Below are 16,457 nucleotides of genomic sequence, written 5' to 3'. Positions count from 1 at the left end.
CCGACGTGTCAAAGCGTTTTGACGGAAGGAAAAACATCAACGAAAACAACCCTCCGCCTACTGTGCATGGGGTTGTTTTCGCTGTTTTTGATTGGCGGGCTAGCCGTACCGTTCTGCGAAGCGGATCGCCTCACGCCCCACAGACGATCACGCCATACCAGCCGAGGCCGCGATAGGTCTCGTAGCCCGGGGTGGCATGGAAGGCGACCATGGTGCCGGAGCGGTCCTGATAGAAGCCGGAGCGCTGGCCGTTGAGCGAGAGCGAGATGCGTTCGCTCAGAATGCCCTGGCCGTCGGAGGCGGCGATGACACGGAAGTTGGAGTCGACCAGCAGCACGCGGGCCTTGTCGCTGTCGCCGACGCGGACGCCTTGCACGATCGCGCGGGCCTGCGGCTCCCAGTCGAAATGGATGGCGAGCACGCCGATCGGCGCACCGTTGGCCTGGCCGCCGGCGCGGACGCTGGCGCAATAGGTCGCGACCTGCGCGTTGCCGAGCAGGGGCTGGTTCTCGACGTCGCCGGCGACGTAGTCGTCACCGGAGCGCAAGGTCTTCGCCTCGCGAAACCACTTTGTGTGAGCGACGTTCTGGCCGACCACACGGAAGCGATCGGCGCGGCCGTTGGCGATGACGTTGCCGTCGAGGTCGCAGAGCCAGAGGTCGAGATAGACGGTATAGGCGCCGAGGATGACGCCGAGGCGTTGCGAGGCATAGGTGACCGCCGCCGGAGCGGGCGAGGCCGCGCAATCGACCACGGCGGAATCGGTCGCCCACCAGCGCACGTCGCAGGTGCGCTCATAGAGGTTTCGGTCGATCAGCTCGACCGCGTTGAGGGACAGATCGACCATGCGCTCGCCGCGCGAACGCTGGCTCATGCGGTCGATCGAGGAGACCAGATCGCCGGTGCGCTTGGTCAACTGGCTTTCGAGCTCGCGCGCGATGGTCTCGACCTGCTGGCCGACGCCGCGCACCTCCTGCGCCACCACCGCGAAGCCCGCGCCTTGCGCGCCGGCCCGCGAGCTTTCGATCAGCGCGTTCAGCGCCAGCATCTTCATCTGGTTGGTGATCTGCTGGATCGCCTTGGTCTTGTCGACCGCGATCTGGTTGACCTCCGCGGTGAGGCGATTGATCAGCGCGGAGATGTCGGAATCATCATCGGCGGGTTCGGTGGCGATCGGCTTGGCTTTGAAACCCAGCGCAGCAGACATCGGGGAACTTCCCTTGGCAATGAGGCCTGATCTGCAATGAACCCGGAACAATCGCTTACAGATCGAATACGATTCTTTTTCGAGGATTCCACCTAACGCCTGCTTAATTTGCTGTTCGGCGGAATGCCTAAATGATAGTCACTGCGGCCTGCCTGGCCGACCGTCCACCGCTTTGTGCGCCCCGGCCGTTGCAAATCCCCTGGCTTTCCCGGCCAATCCCCTGAAGCCAGTCACCGGGCTCCTTGCGTGATCGCCCGGAACCCGAGTTCCCAACAGATTGCCTCTTGTCATGACTCCGCCCGCCACCGCCTTGCCCGTCGAAGCGCCCCAGGCGTTCCTGGGAGTGGCGCGCTCGCTGACAGACAAGCTCTGGCGCGATCGGCTGGACGCCCGCGGGGCGGCCCTGGCGCTCGCCATCGTGCAGCGGCACCAGCTGCCGGAACTGCTGGCGCGGGTGCTGGCGGGCCGCGGGGTCGACAACGACGCGGTCGCCGACTTCCTCGACCCGACCATCCGAAAGCTGCTGCCCGACCCGTTCACGGTGACGGAGATGGAGGCTGCCTCCAAGCGGATCGCGGACGCCGCGACGAAGGGCGAGACGGTCGCGATCTTCGGCGATTACGACGTCGACGGCGCGACCTCGGCGGCGCTGTTGGCCTGGCACCTGCGCCATTGCGGGCTCGATCCGCTGATCCACATCCCCGACCGCATTTTCGAGGGCTATGGCCCCAACGTCGAAGCCGTTCGCGGGCTGGCGGCCAAGGGCGCCACGCTGCTCGTCACCGTCGATTGCGGCACCACCAGCATCGAGCCGCTGGCTGAAGCCAAACGCCTCGGGATGTCCGTGGTCGTGATCGATCATCACCAGGCTGGCACGGAGCTCCCTGAGGTTGATGCGCTGGTCAATCCGAACCGGCTCGACGATCTCTCTGGCCTTGGCCATCTCGCCGCTGTCGGCCTCGTGCTGGTCACGCTGGTTGCGGTCAATCGCGAGCTGCGCCAGCGCGGCTTCTGGAATGCGCAGATGCCCGAGCCTGACCTGCTGGGCATGCTGCATCACGTCGCGCTCGGCACGGTCGCCGATGTCGCGCCGCTGATCGGCCTCAACCGCGCCTTCGTCGCCAAGGGACTGATTGCGATGCGGCGGCGCGACCATGTCGGCCATACTGCGCTGATGGACGTGGCGCGGCTCAACGGGCCGCCGGAAGCTTGGCATCTGGGTTTCATGCTAGGCCCGCGCGTCAATGCCGGCGGCCGTATCGGCCGCGCCGATCTCGGCGTGCGACTGCTGCTGGAAGGCGACAGCGTCGAGGCGGCGCGGATCGCCGCAGAGCTCGATCGCCTCAACACCGAACGCCGCGTCATCGAGCAGGCCGCCGAAGCACAGGCCGAGGCCGAGGCGCTCGCCTCGATCGGGCTCGAGGACAAGCTCGGCGTGATCGTCACGGCCTCCGAAGGCTGGCACCCCGGCGTGGTCGGCCTCGTCGCCTCGCGCCTGAAGGAGAAGTTTTCGCGGCCCGCCTTTGCGATTGCGCTCGAGCCCGGCGGCATCGGCACCGGCTCGGGCCGGTCGATCGCCGGTGTCGACATCGGCAAGGCGGTGCGGCAGGCGGTCGCCGATGGCATTCTGCTCAAGGGCGGCGGCCACGCGATGGCTGCGGGCGTGACGTTGCGGAAAGAGAAGCTCGCCGAATTCCGCGCCTATCTCGAAAACGCGCTGGCGCAGGACGTCGCCGAGGCCCGCCATGTCAACGAGCTCTATATCGACGGCGCCGTCTCGGCGCGCGCGGTGACGACGGAGCTTGCGGCCACGCTCAACCGCGCCGGTCCCTTCGGCAGCGGCAATCCGGAAGCCGTGCTGGCGCTGCCGGCGCACCAGCTCGTCTATGCCGATGAGGTCGGCCAGGCGCATCTGCGTCTGCGCTTCAAGTCGGGGGATGGCTCGATCGTGAACGGCATCGCGTTCCGCTCGGTCGGCCAGAAGCTCGGCAACGCACTGCTCGCCAACCGCGGCCAGCAACTGCATGTCGCGGGCTCGTTATCGGTCGATCGCTATCAGGGCGCCGAACGCGTGCAATTCCGCGTCGTCGACGTCGCGCTACCGGACCAGGGGCCATCCGTGATTAGATAACAACGGCCTCAAACAACAAAAAAGAAAAGGAGTGAACATGGCAGGGCAGGTTGAGGGCAAGGTCGCGCTGGTGACGGGTGGCGCCTCTGGCATTGGCGAGGCCATCGTCGAGCTATTCGCGCGTGAGGGCGCCACCGTCATTGCGACTGACATCGACGAGTTACGCGGCCCCGAGCTCGCCAGGCGCATCGCAAAAGCCGGCGGCAAGGCGATCTTCCTGGAGCAGGACGTCACCAGCGAGGAGCGCTGGATCGAGATCGTCGCCGAGATCGCAAAGCGCTACGGCCGGCTCGATATCATGGTCTCCAACGCCGGCATCGGCATCGCCGTGCCCTCGATCGTCGATATGACGCTGAGTGATTGGCACAAGCAGAATGCGATCAATCTCGATGGTGTATTTCTCTCCGTAAAGCATTGCCTGCCGTTGATGCGCAAAACCGGCGGCGGCTCGATCGTCATGATGTCGTCGCTCGCAGGCCTGCGCGGCTCGCCAGGCCTCTCGGCCTATTCGTTGACCAAGGGCGGCGTGCGGCTGTTTGCCAAATCAATCGCGATGGAGTGCGCGGCGGCTGGCGACGGCATCCGCGTCAACTCCGTGCACCCCGGCATCATCGACACGCCGATCTGGGGAAAGATCCCGACCGGTGCGACGGGAGCCGGCCAGAACGCCCCGATCGATCCGGAGGAGCGCGCGCGGCTTGTCGCACCGCTCGCCCGTGCCGGGCAGGCCGTGGAGATTGCCTCCGGCGTGCTGTATCTGGCGTCGGACGCCTCGCGTTACGTCACCGGCAGCGAGCTGGTGATCGATGGCGGCATGAACGCCGGCGGCGTGCCGCGGCGGCAATAAGCTGCCGCGCGGGCTGCGAAGGGCAGGGTGGCGCCCGCGGGGGCTGACGGAGAGGCGTCGGCCCTGTACAACGCGGCTGCTTCCCACCGACAAAGGTGTCCTTCGCCATGGCGCACAGCCTCCATTCGTCTTCTTCCTCGCCCGTGCCATTCCGCTCGAACCGGCCGGACCTCGCTACCGATGCGATCCGCACCGCGCGCGAGGATCTGGCCGCCTGCTTCCGGATGGCTGCGCGCAACGGGTTTGAAGAGGGCATCTGCAACCATTTCTCGGCCGTCGTGCCGGGCCATGACGATCTCTTCCTGGTCAATCCCTATGGCTACGCCTTCCGCGAGATCACCGCGTCAAAACTGTTGATCTGCGACTTCCACGGCAACGTGCTCGACGGCGAGGGCGTGCCGGAGGCGACCGCCTTCTACATTCACGCCGAGATGCACAGGCTGCTGCCGCGCGCGAAAGTCGCCTTCCACACCCACATGCCCTATGCGACGGCGCTGTCGATGACCGAGGGCGATCCCCTGATCTGGGCCGGCCAGACCGCGCTGAAGTTTTATGGCCGCACCGCAGTGGACCGCGACTATAACGGCCTTGCGCTGGACAACCGCGAGGGCGCGCGCATTGCGTCGGCGGTGGGCGATGCCGACATCGTCTTCATGAAGCACCACGGCGTGATGGTGCTGGCGCCGACCATCGCGGAGGCCTGGGACGATCTCTATTATCTCGAACGCGCCGCGGAGGTGCAGGTGCTCGCGATGTCGACGGGACGCAAAGTGTTCCCCGTCGATGCCGCGATCGCAGCTGAGACGTACAAGCAGATGCGCGAAGGCGATTCCGAATCCGCGCGGCTACATCTCGCCGCGATCCGGCGCCAGCTCGACGCGGAAGAGCCGCAGTACCGGCACTGAGGTCGCTTACGATCCCTGCCGTAGCTTCGCCAGCACCTTCAGCCCGCCATACCCATCCGCCGGCGCGATTCCCGCGCGCTGCTGAAAATCCTTGATCGCCTTCATGGTGTCGTTGCCGACGCGGCCGTCGGTGCCGCCGGTGTCGAAGCCGGCCTTGGTCAGGCGCGTCTGCATCTCCTGCACTTCGGCCAGCGTCAGCGCGCGCTCGGAGCCGGGGAAGGGCTGGATGAAGGGCGGCGCGCCGAGGCAGCGGTCGCCGAGATGGCAAATCGCGAGCGCATAGTTCATCGAAGGATTGTAGCTCTTCACCGCGTTGAAATTCGGTCCGAGCAGGAAGGATGGTCCGCCCGCGACCGGCGTCCACAGCTGCGCGGATGCGTTCGGTTGTGGAAACGGCTGGCCGTCGGCGCGGGTGACGCCGGCCGCCTGCCACGCCGCATAGGTCCGGTTGCCGCTCGCCTCGCCGGACGCGCGCACCTCGTAACCCCAATGCTCGCCGCGGTGCCACTTGCCGCGATTGACGAGATATTTTGCGGTCGATCCCAGCGCATCGTCGGGCTTGCCGAACGGCGAGACCTTGCCGTCGCCGTCATAGTCGATGCCGACATTGAGCCAGACTTCCGGCATCCATTGCGAATGGCCCATGGCGCCGGCCCACGAGCCCTGCATCTCCTGCGGCGTGCTCCAGCCCTTGTCGACTATGCGCAACGCGTTGATCAGCTCGGTCTCCCAATAGGCTTTTCGGCGCGGCTCGTTCCAGGCCAGCGCGGCGAGCGAGGGGAATATCGGCGTCATGTGGTTCTGCTGCACCAAGGGATCGCCATAGGCGGACTCGACGCCCCACAGCGCCAGCAGCGTGCCGCGCTCGACGCCGAAATCGCGCTCGATCCGCGCCAGCAGCGCCTCGTTGTTCTTCAGCGCGATCTTGCCGTTGATGACGCGCCAGTCCGAGACGCGGCGGTTGATGTATTGCCAGACCTGCTCGTGGAATTCAGGCTGATTGCGCATCTGCTTGAACACGCTCATGTCGGGCTCGACCCGCCCCATTGCGCGTTGCCAGGTCGCCGCCGAAATGCCCTTCGCCATCGCACGCGCGCGAAAGCTCTCGCGCCATTCGTCGAAGCCCGGAGGCGCGGCGAAGACGCGCGTCGGAATTGCGAGCAGGGCTGCAGCGCCAAGCGTCGATTGCAGCAGGGCACGACGGGTGTGATGGGCCGAGGAATCAGCTTGTTTCATGGATCCATTCTAGCGGGAAACATGGCCCGTGTGAGCCGGTTCCTGGAACGCTGGGGAACAGGCCGTTCCTTTCGGAACAAAGTGTCGCACTGCTGCATTCCCTCCCCATACAATCGAGGAGGACAAGATGCGGAAATATCTGTTTGCCGCCGCCATGGTCACAGCCATCGCGGCCCCTGCGTTCGCGGATGAAGTCGGCGTCCACGTCGGCCCGGTCGGTGCCGGCGTGACGGTCGGTCAGTCCCACGAATATCGCGAGCGGGACCGCGATCGCGACCGCACCACCGTCATCAGGGAGCGCGAGCCATCCAGCCGCACCACGGTCATCAAGAAGGAAGACGAATTCGGCAATCGCAGCAAGACCGTGATCCATCACGACAACGACTGACGGAACGGGGCCCCGGCGTGAGCGCCGGGGCCCGCTATCTTTTAGAATTCGGGGTGGAATGAAGATACGCGCGCATGCGGAAAGCCACGTCGTCGAACTCGACGACGGATCGCGATGGCAGATCTTTCCTGGCGACCTCGCGACCACGCTGAGCTGGAAGCCCGAAACCGATCTGCACCTGGAGCGGAGCGGTGAGCGGGTGAGTTCGCATGTGCTGGTGAACGCCGCTGACGGAAGCCGCGTTCGGGTGATCGCCGCAAGCGAGACCTGGTCAGGCGGTGAGGTTAAGAAAGTGTTGAAGGGCGGGTAGGCTTACCCCGCGCTGGTCGGATATTCCCAAATTTAGACCTGTCACTTTACGGTCGGTTCGCTTCCGTCTGCGCAGAATGCACGCATGCGGGAGCTGCTCGACATCATTCGTGCCAATCCATGGCCGTTCGGCGCCGGGCTCCTCGTCGTGATCCTGATGATCCTCGCTGAGAACTTTGGCCGCGGCATTCATGGCGACGGCGCCGCGGGCGGCGACTTCTCTGATGCCGGCGGGTGTGACGGCGGCGGGGACGGAGGATGCGGCGACTAGGTTTCGCCCGCGTTGGACGCGGCTCGCCTAGTCCTCCTGCAAATCAGCCGCGATGCTGGCGAGCCAGCGGCGAATACTTGCCTCGGCCTTGGCATCCAATCCCCCTGCAAGACGCTTCTCCAGCGCGATCACCCGCTCCCGGCATGCCTTCAGCAACGTCGCGCCGCGCGGCGTCAACGTCCATTGCTGGATGCGGCCGTGGACGGGGTGGGGCGTCATCTCGATCGCACCGTCGCGTTCGAGATTGCGAATGATGACGCCCACCGTCTGCGGGGTCAGGAAGGTCAGGCGGGCGACATCGGCGCCCGACAGGCCCGGATAGGCGTTCAGCATCGTCAGCACAGCGAATTGCGGCGAGGTCACGCCGAGATCTGCGAGCGTCCGCTCCATCGTCAGGCGGACCGCGGCATGGGCCTGCCGCAGGAGATAACCAAGATAGCCTTCTTCGCCGCGCTTGCCTTCGCCGGGGGCGGGCACGCGCACGGCGTCAGGCCCGGCGGTTTTGCCTCGGGATTGCGATCTCGTGATCTTGGGCGTCTTGCGCAACATGTAAGTGCTCTTATAAGATGTAAGCATTCTTATAGCATGAGGTGAACAGCAATGTCACATGCCCGCAGCGAATACGAGGATTTCAAGAGGATCGCGCCCGATGCGTATGATCTGGTGCTGGCGCTGGGCCAGGTGGCGGCCAAGGCGGGCCTCGACAAGCAGCTGCTCGAGCTCGTCAAGCTGCGGGCGTCGCAGATCAATGGTTGCGCCTTCTGCGTGCAGCATCACATCCTGTTCTCGGAGCGCATCGGTGTGCCCGCAGACAAGCTCAATCTGGTCGCGGTCTGGCGCGAGGCGCCGATCTTTTCCGCGCGTGAACGCGCCGCGCTGGCCTGGGCCGAGGCGCTGACCTTGCTGCCCGAAGGCTTCGGCGACGAGGTCTATGCCGAGGTGCAGCGCGAATTCTCCGAGAGCGAGCTGATGTACCTGACGTCGGCAATTGCGTCGATCAACGTCTGGAACCGTTTTGGCGCAGCCTTCCGCTGGACGCCGGCGAAGCGGCCGGTCGCCGCGAACGCCGCGGCGTCCTGATCGTAGCAAGGGGAGGTTGTCATGACGGCAATGAGTTTGAACACCATGCAGCGCCCGGTACCGTCGCGCTCGATGGCGCTGGCCATTGTCGGCGGGCTCGCCTGCGCGCTGGCGATCGGCAAGGCACTGCCGGTGACGATGGACGCTGTTTCCGGAGCGCTGGCGCCGCTCTGCGCCACGGCCGCCGAGAGCTCACCGCTCGACAAGGTCGAGCCGATCGGCTCCTACGCGTTGCCAAACGTGCCGGGCAAGCGCGTCACCATCGTGCGCGTCTTCTATGGACCCGGCGGATTTTCGCGGCCGCATCGTCACGCGGGATCGGTGACGGCTTACATCACCAAGGGTGAGATCCGCTCCCAGCTCGGCGGCGGACCGGTCGAGACGTTTGGCGTCGGCCAATCCTTCTTCGAGCCGCCGGGCGCGACGCATCTGGTGTCGGCGAATGCCAGCGCCACGGAGCCGGCGGAGTTGATTGCGGTGTTCGTGGCGGACGAGGGCGCGCAGCTCACGACGTATCTGGATTGATCTGTAGCCCGGGTGAGCGAAGCGACACCCGGGAACAGTTGCAGGGAGAATTCCCGGATGTCGCTTCGCTCATCCGGGCTACGTTGTCACGCGCTCGTCAGCCTCCGTACGACGCCGGATCGGGATTGTCCGACGGATGCTCGAACGACTTCTTCATCGACACCGGCATCGGCACGTGGAAGTTCAGGCCGCGTGGCGGCACCGGCTCCATGAACCATTTGTTGTAGATCTTCTCGATCTCCGGGCTCTTGTAGAGCCTTTCCGTCGCGCGATCGACCACGGTCTTGAACGCCGTGTCGTCCTTGCGCAGCATGATGCCGTAGGGCTCGGGATCGGAAAAGGCGCCGGAGCTGATGGCGTACAACGACGGCTCTTTCGAGGAGGCGATCATCGCCGCCAGCTGGATGTCGTCCATGACGAACGCCACGGCGCGATCGGTCTCGACCATCAGGAACGCTTCGGGGACGTCTTTGGCATTCATGACGGTGATGCCGAGCGAGCGGGCGGCATTGGCCTTGTTGAGCTGGGTGATGTTGGTCGTGCCGGCGACCGAGACGACGGCCTTGCCCTTGAGGTCATCGACCTGGTCGAGCTTCGAGGCTTTCTTCGATACGAAGCGGCTCGCCGTGAGGAAATGCGTGTTGGTGAACCACACCTGCTTCTGGCGGTCGGCGTTGTTGGTGGTCGAGCCGCATTCAAGATCGATGGTGCCGTTCGCCATCAGCGGAATGCGATTGGACGAGGTCACCAGGTTTTCGTTGACCGCGAGCTTGTCCAGCTTGAGCTCGGTCTTGATCTCCTCGACGATCTTCATGCAGATGTCGATGGCGTAGCCGACGGTCTTCTGCTTCTCGTCGATGTAGCTGAAGGGCACGGCACTGTCGCGCACCCCGAGCGTGATCGCACCGGTCTCCTTGATCTTCTTCAGCGTGCCGGTCAGCTCCTGCGCATGAACCGGCATGGCGAACGCGACGGCCAGAACAGCCGCCGTGGTGAGACTACGCATGTACTTCCCTTCCTTCAGTTAGCCTGTCGGAAGCAAAGCAATTCTGGGGCCAGAGAAGACCGGGTGGTGCGGGGAAGTCCGGGTGCCGAGCCGCCCGTCACGTGAGTGTCATCGGGGCACGGCTGCGCGAGCTGCCTCAATTCTCCTCGCTGCTCGATCCCTCGCGCTGGTCCGGCTTGATCACGTCCTCGGGCAGCGCATGTGCTACTGGCTGCGGGCTGCCTGCGATCTCCGGGCCGATCTCGCGGCCGCGGGCGCGGATCAGGCGCTCATAGGCCGAGACCAGCGTGACGTAGGGGCTGACCCAGATCCAGCCGTCGCGGGTGAACACCTGGACGTCGAAATGCAGGTGCATCGAGGTGCCGGCGGGATGGTCGAGATAGTTCGAGACCAGGCCGATCTTCTCGCCTTCGGTCACGATGCGGCCGTTGAGCAGGCCGTCGGCGTTCATCGCCTGCGGGTTCATATGCATGTAGCGGAAGCGGATGTGCTCGGTGCGGCTGTTGACTTGAAGCGTCGCGGCCTGGTCCTTGGCGGCGCGGATCACGATGGCGTCACGCACCGCGACAATGGCGCGCTGTTTGGGATCGCAGGGCTCGCGGCCCTCGCCTGATGGAGGGCACTCGGCCGCGCGGATGTCCTCGCCCTGGTGGCCGTAACCGCCGGCGCATTGCCAGACTTCGAAGCTGCGGGACTCGCAGAAATTGTCGCGCCAGGGATAGGCGGTCGGGCCGTCGTTCTTGTCGCGCTTGCCGTAGGATTGCGAGCGCACGAAAGCGGGCACTTTCTCCAGCGGAAAGCGGATCTGCGCATAGGCCATCACATCGGGATGGCCGCTCTTGTTGCGGTAGCCGGTGTTCGGGATGATGTCGCCGCTCGGCCGGTAGGTGAAATCGGCCGAACGCCCTAAGGGACGATCGATGATGTCGGAGGCGACGTCCATCAGCGGCCGCATGCGCTGGCCGCCGGCAACGCGCAGCGCTTTCAGGAAGCGCTCGGCAACCGGATAGGCTTCCTTGCAGGCCAGCCGCCGCGGTTTTGCGACGCTGTCCAGGCACTGGACGGTGACGACATAGGCAACGCCGAAACGGGTGAAGGCGTAGCGGACATAGCCTTCCCTGATGAATTTGCGCAGGTCCGGATAGAGGCTCGCAAGCGGCTTGACCGGCTCGCCCTTGCCACCGGCGGGATCGGCGATGTCATAGAGCAGCGCTGAGCCCGTGATCTGCACCTCGACTGGCCTTGCGTAGACGCGGCTCGGCATGCCGTCACCGGCGCCGGGCTCGAACGAGAACGTCGCGCTGTAGCCTGCGGGGCCGGCATCGAACATGTCGGCGGGATCGAAATCGGCCTGGTAACGCGACAGCGACAGGCTCGGCGGCGCGCCATTGCGCTGGGCCTCGAGATAGGCACCGGCATCGAACGGCAGCAGCACGGGCACGGAGCTGCGGGCAATGCCGGTGAAGAATTGCGAGGAGACCGCGTTGAGGCGCACCAGCGCCGGCGTCGCGCGCGGATCGTAGCGCGGCACCGAGCGACGCGGCACGAAGATGAAGTCGCCCGAGATCTGGGGCCGGCTGTTGATCTCGGCGCGGAGCTGGTCGAGCGCTGCGCGCCAATCGACGCGCAGGGCCGTGAGCGAGGGGCTGCGGAATTCGTCCGCAGCGAGCGGAGTGGCAATGAAGAGCGACAGCGACGCCAGAAGAAGCGAGACGAAGCGGAAACTCTTCCCAACCACTGTCTCGCCCCCCGGCGGCACCTGTTCTCGATCTCTCGCTTAGTCCTTGGCGCGCTCGGAGTAGGAGCCGTCCTCGGTCATCACCACGATGCGGGTGCCGACGGCGATGTGCGGCGGCACGGTGGTGCGGACGCCGTTGGAAAGCACTGCGGGCTTGTACGACGACGAGGCGGTCTGGCCCTTGGTCACCGGCTCGGTCTCGACCACTTCCAGCGTCACGCGCTGCGGCAGCGCGAGCGACACCACGTTGACGTCGTGGGTCGACAGCTTGACGGTCATTTCCGGTTGAAGATAGGCGGCGGCGTCGCCGACGACGTCCTTGGAGACCTGGACCTGATCGTAGGTCTCGGGGTTCATGAAGTGGTAGCCGTCACCATCTTCGTACAGGAAGGTGAAGTTGCGCTCTTCGATCGTGGCCTTTTCGACCTGGTCGGTGGTCTTGTAGCGCTCGGAGATCTTTACCCCGTCCGAGATTCGGCGCATTTCGATCTGGCTGACAGGGGTGCCCTTGCCGGGATGGATGTTCTCGGCGCTGACGACGACATAGAGCTTGCCGTCTTGCTCGATCACGTTGCCTTTGCGAATAGAACTGGCGATGACTCTCAAAGCTGTATTTCCTGCTTGCTTGGCCCGGCTCCGGCCAGGACGTGGTCAAATTGATGGGGGACTTGGGGCCTCAAATCAGACTTCGGCGCCCGTTTCGGGCCGCAACATACTGAGTTGCGCCCCATAGTCAATTTCCCTGTTGTTACAGTGGCTTATTTTCCGCGCGTAATTCTACGGCAACGCTCATGGCGGCCGGTGCGTTCTCCTGCAATCCGGGCTGATGGCGATGCAAGCCCGCGGCCTCATTTCTACCGACATTCCAACCGATTGCGCCACATCCGAGGCAGCGCCGGCCAGCCCGTAAGGACGGGCTGTGCGGGTCATTTAGTCCGATGCCGACAGGCTGCTCCTGCCGTAGTACCGGGCCCGGCAGCCAATGCCGGCTTCGAGGTCGGACCCGAGCAGGAGGGAGGGGGTAAATTTGTGGTGCGCGACCACAGGCGATAACGATGTCGTCTCCCGCAACAAGCGGTCGCGTCCCATCGCCTCGAGGTGGAACGGATAGAACGAAGCGGCTTGGGTGCGTAGCAGGACACCCGTGGGGCTGAGAACGAGGCAAACGCCCACGACCACGGTGAGCGCCAATGCGGTGGAGCGGTTCTCGATCAGGTGGCGCGGCGCGTATGCCGAGGCCAAGCTGGAAACCGCCAGCGAGGTCCCGAACAGCAGGAATATCAGCGCCTCGTTTTGAGCCCTCTCAACCAACCGCATCCCGGTGGCGTATTCATGCGCAAAGAATTCAAAATAGCAGCACGCGAGGCATACGGCGATGATCACCAGAGCCAGTTGCGCGGATCTTTGCCGATCGGCAGGCGGGCGGATCAGCGTGCTGATCAGCGCTACGACAAGAAGGTACGCGATCACTGCTGGTTGGCTCAAAAAATGACCGAGACAGTCGATCGAGTAGAGCAGCCCCTTCCAGAGCGAGCGCCACAAATGGCCGGAATTCGGCAGGACGGACCGCCTGGTGCTGTTTCCGGGTGCCATCACGATGATGACAAAGCCTGCGAGAACCGAACTTGCTATTGCAACGTGCTTTTTGAACTGGACACTTTGCCCGTACACCCACCTCGCGATGCCGGAGGTCGCCAGAATGAGCAGGAGCCACACGCCGCTGAATTCGTTGCACATGGCGGCGACGAAGCCACCAGCAGCCAGCCAGGCCACCCGCGCTGCCGATAGCTCCTCAAGCCGGAACAACTCGGCGAGAAACAGGATCGCGATGGCGGCCGGAGGCACATAGCAGGCCGCGCCCGGAAGCCAGTAGAGCAATTCCCGTGGGCTCGGCGCGGCCGCGATGGTAGTTGCGACGAAAGTTACGATCAGAAGGAAACGCTGAGAGACATCCGTGCCGGGCAGGCCCCTGGAGAAGGCGGCTGCGACAGCTAACAGAAAGCCCGAATAGATCGCCGCCAGGACCAAACCGTAAGCGGTCAGAACGCTCATCGAGAGCCCGGATGCGATGATTGCGGGCATCTGTATCAGCGCCAGGGCCGTCAACCGTCCGCCCAAGCTGGAATAGAGATCGAGCAGGGCTGGGACGAAGCCGCTCTCGGTGGTTGCGGTCGCAACGCAAAAATCGTCGTGTTCTGGCGCGGCAAAGGCAATGAGACCGGCGCAGACGATCAGAAAGACGACGGCGGGGATACTGAGAACAATCCACGATGAGGTCTGGCGAGACATCGCCTGCGGTGCTGCAGCGGATAAGGTCATGGGGTCACATAGCCCGACGACCAAAGGTCGCGCAATGCACAGGAAGTATTCGGCCGAGATGCAAGTCTGCGCGTGGCGGCAGTCGATGTCGGCAAGGCGCAGGCACTCAAGATTCGGCGCGCGCTTGATCGCGGCTGGACCGATGGGGGCCCGCCTGTGGTAACGCTACGGGCCGATCCGCCGCCCAGGGTTGTGGGTGCTCATCTTCGTTCGTTTGGAAAAAACGAGATAACTCAATGAATTGGCCCCAAGTGAGGAAGGCGCTAATTTGGTTGCTGGACACCAGCCTTTTGCGGGCCTGCGGGGCGGTCGGTTGATGGCTGGGGACAAGCCGATTTCGCCGTTCTGGTCGCCCGACCGGCACCTCGACCGGCGGCCATTCCTCCAGGCAAGGGGGGCCATTGCCGGGGCCCTACGGTTTTTTTTCGCCGAACAGGGGTTTGTCGAGGTTGAAACCTCTATCCTCCAGGTCTCCCCGGGCAATGAGACCCATCTGCACGCCCCCCGGACCGAGATCATCCGGCCCGACGGGAGCCGTGCCAGCCGTTACCTGCGGACTTCGCCCGAATTCGCCTGCAAGAAGCTGCTGGCGGCGGGCGAAGAGCGGATTTTCGAGTTCGCCCGAGTGTTCCGCGACCGCGAGCACGGTGACCTGCATCTGCCCGAATTCACCATGCTGGAGTGGTATCGGGCCAGCGCGCCCTATGACGCCATCATGGCCGATACTGTCGTCGTGATCGCCCGCGCAGCCCAGGCGACCGGGATCGGTACCTTCTCCTTCCGCGGCCGGACCGCCGATCCCTTCGCCGAGCCGGAGCTTTTGACGGTTGCAGGCGCCTTCGAGCGGTTCGCCGGCATTGATCTGCTGTCGACAATCTCTGATAGCGAGGGTAACCGTGCCGCGCTCGCCCAGGCGGCCGGCGGCAAGGTCCGTGTGGCCGAGGACGACACCTGGTCGGACATCTTCAGCAAGGTTCTGGTCGAGCATGTCGAGCCGCATCTGGGGCAGGGGCGTTTGACCGTTCTGTTCGAATACCCATCTCCAGAGGCGGCGCTGGCGCGGGTGAAGGCCGACGATCCCAGGGTCGCCGAGCGGTTCGAGGTCTATGCCTGTGGCGTCGAGCTCGCCAATGGGTTTGGCGAACTGACCGACGCCGAGGAGCAGCGTAAGCGCTTCACGGAATCGATGGCGGAGAAGCAGCACCGGTACGGCGAGGCCTATCCGCTGGACGAGGATTTTCTGGCTGCGGTCGCGGCCATGCCGGATGCGAGCGGTGTCGCACTCGGCTTCGACCGGCTGGTGATGCTGGCGAGCGGTGCTTCACGGATTGATCAGGTGGTGTGGACACCGCCTGCAAATGAAACGTTAAGTGAGACATGACGAAGACCACTCTTGCACGCGCCTTGCGCGAACCGGCCGAACTCGTGGCCGAGGGCCTCGTGCCCGCTACTGCGCTGCCCGCGCTGGAGCGCGTTGCTGCGCGCTACGCGGTCGCGATCACGCCGGCGCTGGTCGACCTGATCGACAATTCCGATCCCGACGATCCCATCGCGCGACAATTCGTTCCGACGGCCGCAGAGCTGGAGATGCGGCCAGGCGAAAACGCCGATCCGATCGGCGATCACCCGCATTCGCCGGTTCCCGGAATCGTGCATCGCTATCCCGATCGCGTGCTGTTCAAGCTCGTTCATGTCTGCGCGGTCTATTGCCGCTTCTGCTTCCGCCGCGAGATGGTGGGGCCCGGCAAGGAGAACGCATTTTCCGAGGCCGCCTATCGCGCGGCGATTGACTACATCCGCGCGCACAGCGAGATCTGGGAGGTGATCCTGACCGGCGGTGATCCCCTGATGTTGTCGCCGCGTCGCATGAGCGAGATCATGGCCGATCTCGCCGGCATCGACCACGTCAAGATCATCCGCCTTCACACCCGCGTGCCCGTCGCCGATCCCGCGCGGATCAGCGACGAGATGGTCGCAGCGCTGAAGGTCGAGGGTGCGACCACCTGGGTCGCCGTGCATGCCAACCATGCGCGCGAGCTATCGGGGCCGGCACGCGCCGCCTGCGCACGGCTGGTCGATGCCGGAATACCTCTGGTAAGCCAGTCCGTGCTTTTGCGCGGCGTCAATGACAATTTCGCGGCTCTGTCGGATTTGATGCGAGCTTTCGTCGAATGCCGGATCAAGCCCTATTATCTGCATCAGGGCGATCTCGCGCCGGGCACGGCGCACCTGCGCACCACGCTGGCCGAGGGGCAGGAGTTGATGCGGCAGCTGCGCGGACGGGTGTCAGGGCTGTGTCAGCCTGACTACGTCATCGACATTCCCGGCGGAGCCGGCAAGTCGCCGGTGGGACCGAATTATATGTTGGCGGTGCAAAATACCGCACCGGATGCGCGTGAAGCGGAAGGCGAAACGCGCTATCGTATCGTGGACTATTGCGGCGACGTCCATCTCTATCCGCCCGAGACCTGAGGGTGGCTGAGGCGACGGCTTGA

Annotated in this window: 17 protein-coding genes; 10 read left to right on the top strand and 7 right to left on the bottom strand. The window is 64.6% G+C overall.

What is annotated here, in order from left to right; genetic code table 11:
• Nucleotides 1-130: 130 nt before the first annotated feature.
• The gene (locus tag AC1RR3_RS31720; protein WP_492828070.1) at nt 131-1,207 is read right to left on the bottom strand and encodes a methyl-accepting chemotaxis protein; all 1,077 of its coding nucleotides are present in this window, start codon (nt 1,205-1,207) and stop codon (nt 131-133) included.
• 289 nt (nt 1,208-1,496) lie between these two features.
• Between AC1RR3_RS31720 and recJ the strand changes: the two genes are divergently transcribed.
• From recJ to AC1RR3_RS31705, 3 genes are all read left to right on the top strand, one after another.
• On the top strand, nt 1,497-3,338 hold the full coding sequence (gene recJ, locus AC1RR3_RS31715; protein ID WP_492828068.1) for a single-stranded-DNA-specific exonuclease RecJ: 1,842 nt from the start codon (nt 1,497-1,499) through the stop codon (nt 3,336-3,338).
• 37 nt (nt 3,339-3,375) lie between these two features.
• The gene (locus AC1RR3_RS31710) at nt 3,376-4,185 is read left to right on the top strand and encodes an SDR family NAD(P)-dependent oxidoreductase (RefSeq protein WP_492828066.1); all 810 of its coding nucleotides are present in this window, start codon (nt 3,376-3,378) and stop codon (nt 4,183-4,185) included.
• 107 nt (nt 4,186-4,292) lie between these two features.
• Nucleotides 4,293-5,090, top strand: coding sequence for an aldolase (locus AC1RR3_RS31705; RefSeq protein ID WP_492828064.1), 798 nt, complete (start codon nt 4,293-4,295; stop codon nt 5,088-5,090).
• A gap of 6 nt (nt 5,091-5,096) precedes the next feature.
• On the opposite strand, the gene AC1RR3_RS31700 is transcribed toward AC1RR3_RS31705, so the two are convergent.
• Complete coding sequence (locus tag AC1RR3_RS31700) at nt 5,097-6,326, bottom strand: lytic murein transglycosylase (protein ID WP_492828062.1); 1,230 nt, start codon at nt 6,324-6,326, stop codon at nt 5,097-5,099.
• 127 nt (nt 6,327-6,453) lie between these two features.
• On the opposite strand from AC1RR3_RS31700, the gene AC1RR3_RS31695 reads away from it, so the two are divergent.
• From AC1RR3_RS31695 to AC1RR3_RS31685, 3 genes are all read left to right on the top strand, one after another.
• Complete coding sequence (locus AC1RR3_RS31695; protein WP_008130551.1) at nt 6,454-6,714, top strand: hypothetical protein; 261 nt, start codon at nt 6,454-6,456, stop codon at nt 6,712-6,714.
• 58 nt (nt 6,715-6,772) lie between these two features.
• On the top strand, nt 6,773-7,024 hold the full coding sequence (locus AC1RR3_RS31690; protein WP_492828060.1) for a hypothetical protein: 252 nt from the start codon (nt 6,773-6,775) through the stop codon (nt 7,022-7,024).
• Nucleotides 7,025-7,108: 84 nt separating this feature from the next.
• The gene (locus tag AC1RR3_RS31685) at nt 7,109-7,294 is read left to right on the top strand and encodes a hypothetical protein (RefSeq protein WP_492828058.1); all 186 of its coding nucleotides are present in this window, start codon (nt 7,109-7,111) and stop codon (nt 7,292-7,294) included.
• Nucleotides 7,295-7,321: 27 nt separating this feature from the next.
• Here AC1RR3_RS31685 and AC1RR3_RS31680 read toward each other — a convergent pair whose 3' ends face one another.
• The gene (locus tag AC1RR3_RS31680) at nt 7,322-7,843 is read right to left on the bottom strand and encodes a MarR family winged helix-turn-helix transcriptional regulator (protein ID WP_492828056.1); all 522 of its coding nucleotides are present in this window, start codon (nt 7,841-7,843) and stop codon (nt 7,322-7,324) included.
• A 51-nt stretch (nt 7,844-7,894) separates the two neighbouring features.
• Between AC1RR3_RS31680 and AC1RR3_RS31675 the strand changes: the two genes are divergently transcribed.
• A complete protein-coding gene (locus AC1RR3_RS31675; protein WP_492828054.1) occupies nt 7,895-8,374 on the top strand; it encodes a carboxymuconolactone decarboxylase family protein in 480 nt (159 codons plus the stop codon).
• Nucleotides 8,375-8,395: 21 nt separating this feature from the next.
• Nucleotides 8,396-8,899 carry a cupin domain-containing protein gene (locus AC1RR3_RS31670; RefSeq protein ID WP_492828052.1) on the top strand — a complete coding sequence of 168 codons (504 nt, stop codon included), beginning with the start codon at nt 8,396-8,398 and terminating at the stop codon, nt 8,897-8,899.
• Nucleotides 8,900-8,996: 97 nt separating this feature from the next.
• Here AC1RR3_RS31670 and AC1RR3_RS31665 read toward each other — a convergent pair whose 3' ends face one another.
• From AC1RR3_RS31665 to AC1RR3_RS31650, 4 genes are all read right to left on the bottom strand, one after another.
• Nucleotides 8,997-9,905, bottom strand: coding sequence for an amino acid ABC transporter substrate-binding protein (locus tag AC1RR3_RS31665; protein ID WP_492828050.1), 909 nt, complete (start codon nt 9,903-9,905; stop codon nt 8,997-8,999).
• 136 nt (nt 9,906-10,041) lie between these two features.
• Nucleotides 10,042-11,664, bottom strand: coding sequence for a M23 family metallopeptidase (locus AC1RR3_RS31660; protein ID WP_492828048.1), 1,623 nt, complete (start codon nt 11,662-11,664; stop codon nt 10,042-10,044).
• Nucleotides 11,665-11,682: 18 nt separating this feature from the next.
• Entirely contained in the window at nt 11,683-12,249 is a 567-nt protein-coding gene (gene efp, locus AC1RR3_RS31655) for an elongation factor P (RefSeq protein ID WP_015686372.1), read from the bottom strand.
• 324 nt (nt 12,250-12,573) lie between these two features.
• Nucleotides 12,574-13,962, bottom strand: coding sequence for a DUF6056 family protein (locus AC1RR3_RS31650; RefSeq protein ID WP_492828046.1), 1,389 nt, complete (start codon nt 13,960-13,962; stop codon nt 12,574-12,576).
• Between the two features lie 316 nt (nt 13,963-14,278).
• Here AC1RR3_RS31650 and epmA point away from each other — a divergent pair, with 316 nt between their 5' ends.
• Together epmA and AC1RR3_RS31640 are read left to right on the top strand one after the other, a co-directional pair.
• Nucleotides 14,279-15,343: an EF-P lysine aminoacylase EpmA gene (gene epmA, locus AC1RR3_RS31645; protein WP_492828044.1), complete on the top strand. Its 1,065-nt coding sequence runs from the start codon at nt 14,279-14,281 to the stop codon at nt 15,341-15,343.
• Nucleotides 15,340-16,434: a lysine-2,3-aminomutase-like protein gene (locus AC1RR3_RS31640; protein WP_492828042.1), complete on the top strand. Its 1,095-nt coding sequence runs from the start codon at nt 15,340-15,342 to the stop codon at nt 16,432-16,434. The genes epmA and AC1RR3_RS31640 overlap by 4 nt, the downstream gene beginning before the upstream one ends.
• Nucleotides 16,435-16,457 lie beyond the last annotated feature (23 nt).

The sequence above is a fragment of the Bradyrhizobium sp. GW821-FHT13H05 genome (assembly GCF_058804065.1).
Note: the sequence above shows the minus strand (reverse complement) of the source record. Positions and strands in the feature narration are given on the sequence as shown.